Here is a 7,341-nt window from a genome sequence, read left to right on the forward strand (position 1 = left end):
CCCGTCGCCGTGCGTCTGACCACCCTCCTCACCCTCCCGCGCGTCCTGCGCCACAGCGACGCGGTCGGCGCCGACCTGCCCCCGGACGAGGCGGTCGTCCTCGACGCCCCGGACCCCTCACTGCGGGAGGCCCTCGCCGCCGCAGCGGCGGGCGACCACATCCCCGCCGCGGAACTGCTCGCGGGCACCCGCGAGCACGCCCAGTGGGAACGCCGGGACACCTGCGTCTCCCGCCTCGCGCGGGCCTCCCTGCACCACCCCGGGTGGCTGGACAGCTGGCTGGCGGACTCCCCGGACGACCCCGACGCGGTCCTGGTCAAGGCCGACCAGTACATCTGCCAGGCCTGGCAGATACGGACCGGCGCCCGGGCCAGGCACGTCGAGGCCGACCAGTTCCGGGCGTTCCACGCGGTGCTGCGGGACGCGGTGCCGGTGATCTCCGAGGCCGCCGAGCTCAACCCCGACGACCCGGTGCCGTGGCGTATCGCGCTGACCCAGGCCCGGGGCATCCAGGCCCCGCGTGAGGTGTTCGACACCTATCTGGCCGAGGCGAACGCCCGCGACCCCCACCACGAGGGCTGCCACGTCCAGGCGCTCCAGTACCTCTGCGGCAAGTGGTACGGCTCGCACGAGGAGATGTTCGCCTTCGCCGAGCGGGCGGCCGACCAGGCACCGCCCGGCTCACGGCTCCACGCGCTGCCGCTCCAGGCCGTCGTGGAGTACCTGATCGCCGACGAGGAGACCCCGGACCCCGACCCGTACGCACCCGGCGCCGAAGCCGCGGTGACCCGCGCCCAGGCCCTGTCGGACAGCTACGCCCCGGGCGACCGTGAGGCCGCCGGCTTCCGCAACCACCTGGCCCTGGTCCTGTGGTCGATGAGCCGCTACGAGGAGGCCCTCACCGCCTTCCGCAGCATCGGGGTGCACGCCACGACCTTCCCCTGGACCTACTTCGGCGACGCCCGCGCCGAATTCCTGGAGGCCCGCTCCGACACCCGTGTGGAGCTGGCGATGAGGATCCCCTTCTTCCGCCCGTCCCCCAGGCCCCCGGTCACCGGCGCGGCCGACTGGGAGCGCGAGCTCGCGCCCCGGTCGCTCGCGATCGCCTCCACCGGCCCCACCGAGGTCGCCCAGGCCGCCCTGATCTGCGGCCACAGTCTGCGTACGGCCCCCGCGGGCAGCCGGCACACCTACGTCGAGATCGTCCCCGACCCCGTACGCGGCAAGCGCGCTGCCCTGCTCCCCGACGACCCGCTCACCTCGGCAGCGGACAACTTCACCACCGCCGAGGACTGGCCCGCCCTGGTCCTGCACCGCACCCCGGAACGCGGCAGCTTCACGCTCCTGCACCGGGGCAGGAAGGTGACGGAACACTCCTGGGAGACCGCCGCCCCCGCCGCCGACCACACCGAGGCGACCGCCAAGGCGGCCGCCCTGGCACGGGTCTACAAGATCACCGACCCGCGCCCGCTGGCCCACATCCTGCGGGCCGCCGGCGACCCCGCACGCCACCAGGACGAGCTGGTGGCCGCTCTGGGCCTCCCCCCGCTGCCCGAGGGGTACGGCGGCGAGCAGGAGGTCCTCGCGGCACTCCCCGGCGCCCGGGTGCTGGCCCGGCGGGGCTTCCTCGCGGGCATGCGGGACACCCTGACCGCCAAGGACGGCGTCCACCCGAAGACCCCCCGCCCCGACGAGCCCCGTACCGCCCGCTGGTGGGTCCTGCGCAGCCTGGGCCTGCTGCTCTTCACCGCGGCCGCGGTCTACGCCTGGTGGACCCCCGACATCGGCTGGTACCGCTCCACGGCCTCCAGCGCCGTCGCCCTGTACTTCGCGGCCGGGCTGCTCCGCGCCGTGCGCCGCAGACCCGTCAGCAGCAGCCCGCCCCCGGCAGCGTCCTGACGTTCCGGGCCTCCACGGCCCTGGCCGCCAGCAGCCCGTCCGCCGGATACGCCACTTCCTCCAGCGTCAGACCGTGCGGGCGCACCACGTGCACGCCCGGGTCCCGCACCTTCGCCGCCAGCACTTCGGCCGGCCACCCCGCAGGACGGCGGCCGTCCCCGACGAACAGGGCCGCGCCGATCAGCGCCCGCACCATGTTGTGGCAGAAGGCGTCCGCCTGCACGGTCGCCTCCAGCACCCCGGACCCCGCGTCGCGCACCCAGTGCAGCTTCTGCAGCGTCCGGATGGTCGTGGCGCCCTCCCGCTTCTTGCAGTAGGCGGCGAAGTCGTGCTCCCCCACCATCAGGGCGGCGGCCTCGTTCATCGCGTCCAGGTCCAGCGGCCTGTCGTGCCAGAGCACATGGCCCCGCAACAGCGGGTCCACACCGCCGGGCCGGTCCCCCACCCGGTACGCGTACCGCCGCCAGAGCGCGGAGAAGCGCGCGTTGAAGCCCGCGGGGGCCTCGGCCGCCCGCCAGATCCGCACGTCCAGCGGCAGCCGCCCCGCCATCCGCCGCAGCAGCTTCTCCTGGTGCTCGGCCCACACCCCGGCCGGCAGGTCCACGTGCGCCACCTGCCCGCGCGCGTGCACCCCCGCGTCGGTGCGCCCCGCGACCGTCAGGTCGTACGTCACCGACGACCGCGTCACGGTGCGCAGCGCGTCCTCGATCTCGCCCTGCACGGTGCGCCTGCTGGTCTGCTTCGCCCAGCCGGAGAAGTCCTTGCCGTCATAGGAAAGGTCCAGCCGTACCCGTACGAATCCGGGCTCTGCCTCGTCACTCACCGGAAGATCCTCTCAAAACCGAACGGGCCCGCACCGCCCCGAAGGGAGATGCGGGCCCGTACCTGGGTCTCAGGACGCTCAGGCGTCCTTGGACTCCTCGGCGGCGTCGGCCGGCTTGGCGTCCTCGACGGTCTCGGCCGGAGCCTCGTCCTTCTTGAGGGCGTCTTCCTTGACGGCGCGCTTCGTCGCGGCCTCGGCCTCACCGGTGGCCTGCTGGGCCACGGTCAGCGCCTCGACCAGCTCGATGACGGCCATCGGGGCGTTGTCGCCACGACGGTTGCCGATCTTGGTGATGCGGGTATAACCACCGGGGCGGTTCTCGTACCGCGGGGCGATCTCGGTGAAGAGCGTGTGCACGATGCCCTTGTCCGTGATCGACTGCAGCACCAGGCGACGGTTGTGGATGTCGCCCTTCTTCGCCTTGGTGATGAAACGCTCGGCGACCGGACGCAGGCGGCGGGCCTTGGCCTCGGTCGTGGTGATGCGGCCGTGCTCGAACAGCGACTTCGCGAGGTTGATGAGAAGAAGCTTCTCGTGCGCAGCGCTGCCGCCCAGACGGGCGCCCTTCGCGGGCTTCGGCATGGTGTTTCTCCTTGTGTGCTGCACCGGCCGTATCAGGTACCGGTGTCAGTTCCCGCGAGGCGGCCGCCCCGCGGAAGTCTCCTGCTGGCCTGCGGCCCGGCCGGGGGCCCGTCGGAACGGGTACCCCCTGCCGGGATCGGGCTCAGTACTGCTCGGTCTCCACGAAACCGGCGTCCGCGTCGTCGTCGGCGCCGAAGGCGTCGGCGGCGGCGGTCGGGTCGAAGCCGGGAGGCGAGTCCTTCAGCGCCAGGCCCATACCGGCCAGCTTCGCCTTGACCTCGTCGATCGACTTCGCACCGAAGTTGCGGATGTCGAGCAGGTCCGCCTCGGAGCGCGCCACGAGCTCACCCACGGAGTGGATGCCCTCGCGCTTGAGGCAGTTGTACGAACGGACCGTGAGCTCGAGCTCCTCGATCGGCAGGGCCAGATCGGCGGCGAGCGCGGCGTCCGTCGGGGACGGGCCCATGTCGATGCCCTCGGCGTCGATGTTGAGCTCGCGCGCCAGACCGAACAGCTCGACCAGGGTCTTGCCGGCCGACGCCATGGCGTCACGGGGACGCATGGCCTGCTTGGTCTCGACGTCGACGATCAGCTTGTCGAAGTCGGTGCGCTGCTCGACACGGGTCGCCTCGACCTTGTACGTGACCTTGAGCACCGGCGAGTAGATGGAGTCGACCGGGATCCGGCCGATCTCCTGGCCCACCTGCTTGTTCTGGACGGCGGAGACGTAGCCGCGACCGCGCTCGACGGTCAGCTCCATCTCCAGCTTGCCCTTGCCGTTCAGCGTCGCCAGGACGAGGTCCGGGTTGTGGACCTCGACACCGGCCGGCGGGGCGATGTCAGCAGCGGTGACCAGGCCGGGACCCTGCTTGCGCAGGTACATCACGACCGGCTCGTCGTGCTCCGAGGAGACGACCAGCTGCTTGATGTTGAGGATGAGGTCGGTCACGTCCTCCTTGACGCCCGGCACGGTGGTGAACTCGTGCAGGACACCGTCGATCCGGATGCTGGTGACAGCGGCACCGGGGATCGAGGAGAGGAGGGTGCGACGCAGGGAGTTGCCGAGGGTGTAACCGAAGCCCGGCTCCAGCGGCTCGATCACGAACCGGGAGCGGAACTCGTCGACGACCTCTTCGGTCAGCGACGGACGCTGAGCGATAAGCATGAAGGAATCCTTCAGTCGTGGGCACCCACTATTTGATGCCCGACAGATGAAACAAGGGTACGGGCGGCACGCCCCGAAAGAGGCGTACCGCCCGGACCCACGCTACTGACGCACGGCCGTCACCGGCCGCGGCGGATCAGACGCGGCGACGCTTCGGCGGACGGCAGCCGTTGTGCGGCGTCGGGGTGACGTCCTGGATCGAACCGACCTCGAGGCCCGTGGCCTGGAGGGAGCGGATCGCGGTCTCACGGCCGGAGCCGGGACCCTTGACGAAGACGTCGACCTTGCGCATGCCGTGCTCCTGCGCGCGGCGGGCGGCCGACTCGGCGGCCATCTGCGCGGCGAAGGGGGTGGACTTGCGCGAGCCCTTGAAGCCGACGTGGCCGGCGGAGGCCCAGGAGATCACGTTGCCCGAGGGGTCCGTGATCGAGACGATGGTGTTGTTGAACGTGCTCTTGATGTGCGCGTGGCCGTGAGCGACGTTCTTCTTTTCCTTGCGACGCACCTTCTTGGCTGCGCCCTGACGACCCTTGGGGGGCATGTCTTGACTCCAGATGGAGAGGGGAGGTGATCGGTCCTACAGCGAAGACCGCTGGTTTCCGCGAACGTCCGGTGGCCCGGATGCCCGCAGTGCGTCCGCTGAGGACTACTTCTTGCCCGGCTTCTTCTTACCGGCGATGGCGCGACGCGGGCCCTTACGGGTACGCGCGTTGGTGCTGGTGCGCTGACCGTGGACCGGCAGACCGCGACGGTGCCGGATGCCCTGGTAGCAGCCGATCTCGATCTTGCGGCGGATGTCGCCCTGGATCTCGCGGCGAAGGTCACCCTCGGTGCGGAGGTTGGCGTCCACGTACTCGCGGATCTTGACCAGGTCCTCTTCGGCCAGGTCGCGAACGCGGGTGTTGGGGTTCACGCCGGTGGTGGCGAGGATCTCCTTGGACCGGGTGCGCCCGATGCCGAAGACGTAGGTGAGGGCAACCTCCACGCGCTTTTCGCGCGGGATGTCAACACCTGAAACGCGTGCCATTCAATGGCTCCAGTTGTTATGTCGGGGGTCTTCCGCAGTGCCACTCCGGGACGCCGACCCCGACCGCGTGGGAGGAGGTGGTACGCCCAGGTCCCCGGCCCCCGCCGGAGGTGTCGTCAGCCGAAGCTTGGACGGGCTCTGCGTATGTACGTTTACGTGCGTCGCGCGAAGAACTGCGAGATGCAGGGGGTCGTGCGTCAGCCCTGGCGCTGCTTGTGGCGCAGGTTGTCGCAGATGACCATGACCCGGCCGTGACGGCGGATCACCTTGCACTTGTCGCAGATCTTCTTGACGCTCGGCTTGACCTTCATGGGATGTCAGGTTCTCCGGGTCAGTGCCCTCACCACGCCGAAGCGTGATGCTGGCAAGATCTACTTGTACCGGTAGACGATCCGGCCACGCGTCAGGTCGTACGGAGAGAGCTCCACGACGACCCGGTCATCCGGGAGGATACGGATGTAGTGCATCCGCATCTTGCCGCTGATGTGCGCGAGGACTTTGTGACCGTTCTGGAGTTCCACCTTGAACATGGCGTTCGGGAGGGACTCGATCACGGTGCCCTCAATTTCGATGGCACCTTGCTTCTTGGCCACGCTTCGCCTTTCGAATCGGCTACCTTGATCGACTCCCACCACCGCATGCAGACACACGGATGCACGAGAGCCGACGAGTCAGTCTACGTCAGCGGACCCCAAAAGACGAATCCGTCAAGTTTGCCCACTTCCCCTGATCCTTAGACACGGATCAGCCGGACAGTCCTGCGAGCGGTCCCGCCCGGGCTCCGCCCGGGACCCGGGCGGAGGGGGAACTCAGCCCAGCGGGTCCGGCGCCGCCTCCACTCCGTACTGGGCGAGCTTCGCGCGGCCGCAGTCGGGGGCGGTCAGGACCAGCGGTCCCTGCTCCGTGAGGGCGATCGAGTGCTCCCAGTGCGAGGACCAGGTGCCGTCGGTCGTGAGGACCGTCCACTCGTCGGAGAGGACCTTGGTCTGCGCCGTGCCCAGCGACACCATGGGCTCGATGGCCAGGCAGACGCCCGGGACCAGCTTGATGCCCTTGCCGCGCTTACGGGAGACGTAGTTCAGCAGGTGCGGGTCCATGTGCATCTCGGTGCCGATGCCGTGGCCGCCGTAGTCCTCGATGATCCCGTACTTGCCGGTCGCCGGACGGGGCTGGCGGCGGATGTAGGACTCGATGGCCTTCGAGATGTCGACGAGCCGGTTGTTCACCTTCATCGCGGCGATCCCGGCCCACATGGACTCCTCGGTCACCCGGGAGAGCTCGACCAGCTCCGGAGCGTGGCCGGTGCCCACGAAGGCCGTGTACGCCGCGTCGCCGTGCCAGCCGTCGATGATCGCGCCGGCGTCGATCGAGATGATGTCGCCGTCCTTGAGGACGGTCTTCTCGTCGGGGATGCCGTGGACGACGACCTCGTTGACCGAGGTGCAGATCGTGGCCGGGAACCCGCCGTACCCCAGGAAGTTCGACTTCGCCCCGTGATCGGCGATCACCTTGCGTGCGACCTCGTCCAGGTCCTTCGTGGTGGCGCCGGGGACGGCCGCCTCGCGCGTGGCGGCGTGAATGGCAGCGACCACGAGGCCCGCCTCGCGCATCTTCGCGATCTGCTCGGGGGTCTTGATCTGCACCATCGCTGGGCGCCTCTCTGCGTACGAAGGGGGAACGGACTGCGGCCGTACTCCACGATACGGCGCAAACAGTCGGCCGCGGCGCCCCCGGGGGGCCCCGGGCGGGGGCGGTGGGGGGACGGCGGGGCGCAGCCCCCCGGGGTCGGGTTTTGAGGCCCCCAAGCCCCCGCGGGGGCCCACGGGGACAGGGCGCGCGGCGCAA

At 70.2% G+C, this 7,341-nt stretch carries 9 protein-coding genes; 1 reads left to right on the plus strand and 8 read right to left on the minus strand.

Annotation, left to right across the window (positions count from 1 at the left end):
- The first annotated feature begins 9 nt into the window (after positions 1 to 9).
- The gene (locus ACFC51_RS04955; protein ID WP_376526997.1) at positions 10 to 1,899 is read left to right on the plus strand and encodes a hypothetical protein; all 1,890 of its coding nucleotides are present in this window, start codon (positions 10 to 12) and stop codon (positions 1,897 to 1,899) included.
- Here the strand turns inward: ACFC51_RS04955 and truA are convergent.
- From truA to map, 8 genes are all read right to left on the minus strand, one after another.
- Entirely contained in the window at positions 1,868 to 2,722 is an 855-nt protein-coding gene (truA, locus tag ACFC51_RS04960; RefSeq protein ID WP_376377259.1) for a tRNA pseudouridine(38-40) synthase TruA, read from the minus strand. The genes ACFC51_RS04955 and truA overlap by 32 nt on opposite strands.
- A gap of 78 nt (positions 2,723 to 2,800) precedes the next feature.
- Complete coding sequence (rplQ, locus tag ACFC51_RS04965) at positions 2,801 to 3,304, minus strand: 50S ribosomal protein L17 (RefSeq protein WP_376377257.1); 504 nt, start codon at positions 3,302 to 3,304, stop codon at positions 2,801 to 2,803.
- Between the two features lie 142 nt (positions 3,305 to 3,446).
- Positions 3,447 to 4,469, minus strand: coding sequence for a DNA-directed RNA polymerase subunit alpha (locus ACFC51_RS04970; protein ID WP_003966937.1), 1,023 nt, complete (start codon positions 4,467 to 4,469; stop codon positions 3,447 to 3,449).
- 136 nt (positions 4,470 to 4,605) lie between these two features.
- On the minus strand, positions 4,606 to 5,010 hold the full coding sequence (rpsK, locus tag ACFC51_RS04975; RefSeq protein WP_003956432.1) for a 30S ribosomal protein S11: 405 nt from the start codon (positions 5,008 to 5,010) through the stop codon (positions 4,606 to 4,608).
- 105 nt (positions 5,011 to 5,115) lie between these two features.
- Positions 5,116 to 5,496 (minus strand): 30S ribosomal protein S13, encoded by a 381-nt coding sequence (gene rpsM / locus ACFC51_RS04980; protein WP_014047799.1) that lies wholly within the window; start codon positions 5,494 to 5,496, stop codon positions 5,116 to 5,118.
- A 197-nt stretch (positions 5,497 to 5,693) separates the two neighbouring features.
- The gene (gene rpmJ, locus ACFC51_RS04985) at positions 5,694 to 5,807 is read right to left on the minus strand and encodes a 50S ribosomal protein L36 (RefSeq protein WP_003956441.1); all 114 of its coding nucleotides are present in this window, start codon (positions 5,805 to 5,807) and stop codon (positions 5,694 to 5,696) included.
- Positions 5,808 to 5,867: 60 nt separating this feature from the next.
- Positions 5,868 to 6,089 (minus strand): translation initiation factor IF-1, encoded by a 222-nt coding sequence (gene infA, locus ACFC51_RS04990; protein WP_003956442.1) that lies wholly within the window; start codon positions 6,087 to 6,089, stop codon positions 5,868 to 5,870.
- Positions 6,090 to 6,305: 216 nt separating this feature from the next.
- A complete protein-coding gene (gene map, locus ACFC51_RS04995) occupies positions 6,306 to 7,142 on the minus strand; it encodes a type I methionyl aminopeptidase (RefSeq protein WP_329231848.1) in 837 nt (278 codons plus the stop codon).
- Positions 7,143 to 7,341 lie beyond the last annotated feature (199 nt).

The organism is Streptomyces sp. NPDC055962 (genome assembly GCF_042270185.1).
GTDB lineage: Bacteria > Actinomycetota > Actinomycetes > Streptomycetales > Streptomycetaceae > Streptomyces.

Coding starts and splice junctions, on each gene's coding strand:
- rpmJ (WP_003956441.1), bottom strand. CDS start 5,807: ATGAAGGTCAAGCCGAGCGTCAAGAAGATCTGCGACAAGTGCAAGGTG.
- rplQ (WP_376377257.1), bottom strand. CDS start 3,304: ATGCCGAAGCCCGCGAAGGGCGCCCGTCTGGGCGGCAGCGCTGCGCAC.
- map (WP_329231848.1), bottom strand. CDS start 7,142: ATGGTGCAGATCAAGACCCCCGAGCAGATCGCGAAGATGCGCGAGGCG.
- ACFC51_RS04970 (WP_003966937.1), bottom strand. CDS start 4,469: ATGCTTATCGCTCAGCGTCCGTCGCTGACCGAAGAGGTCGTCGACGAG.
- rpsK (WP_003956432.1), bottom strand. CDS start 5,010: ATGCCCCCCAAGGGTCGTCAGGGCGCAGCCAAGAAGGTGCGTCGCAAG.
- rpsM (WP_014047799.1), bottom strand. CDS start 5,496: ATGGCACGCGTTTCAGGTGTTGACATCCCGCGCGAAAAGCGCGTGGAG.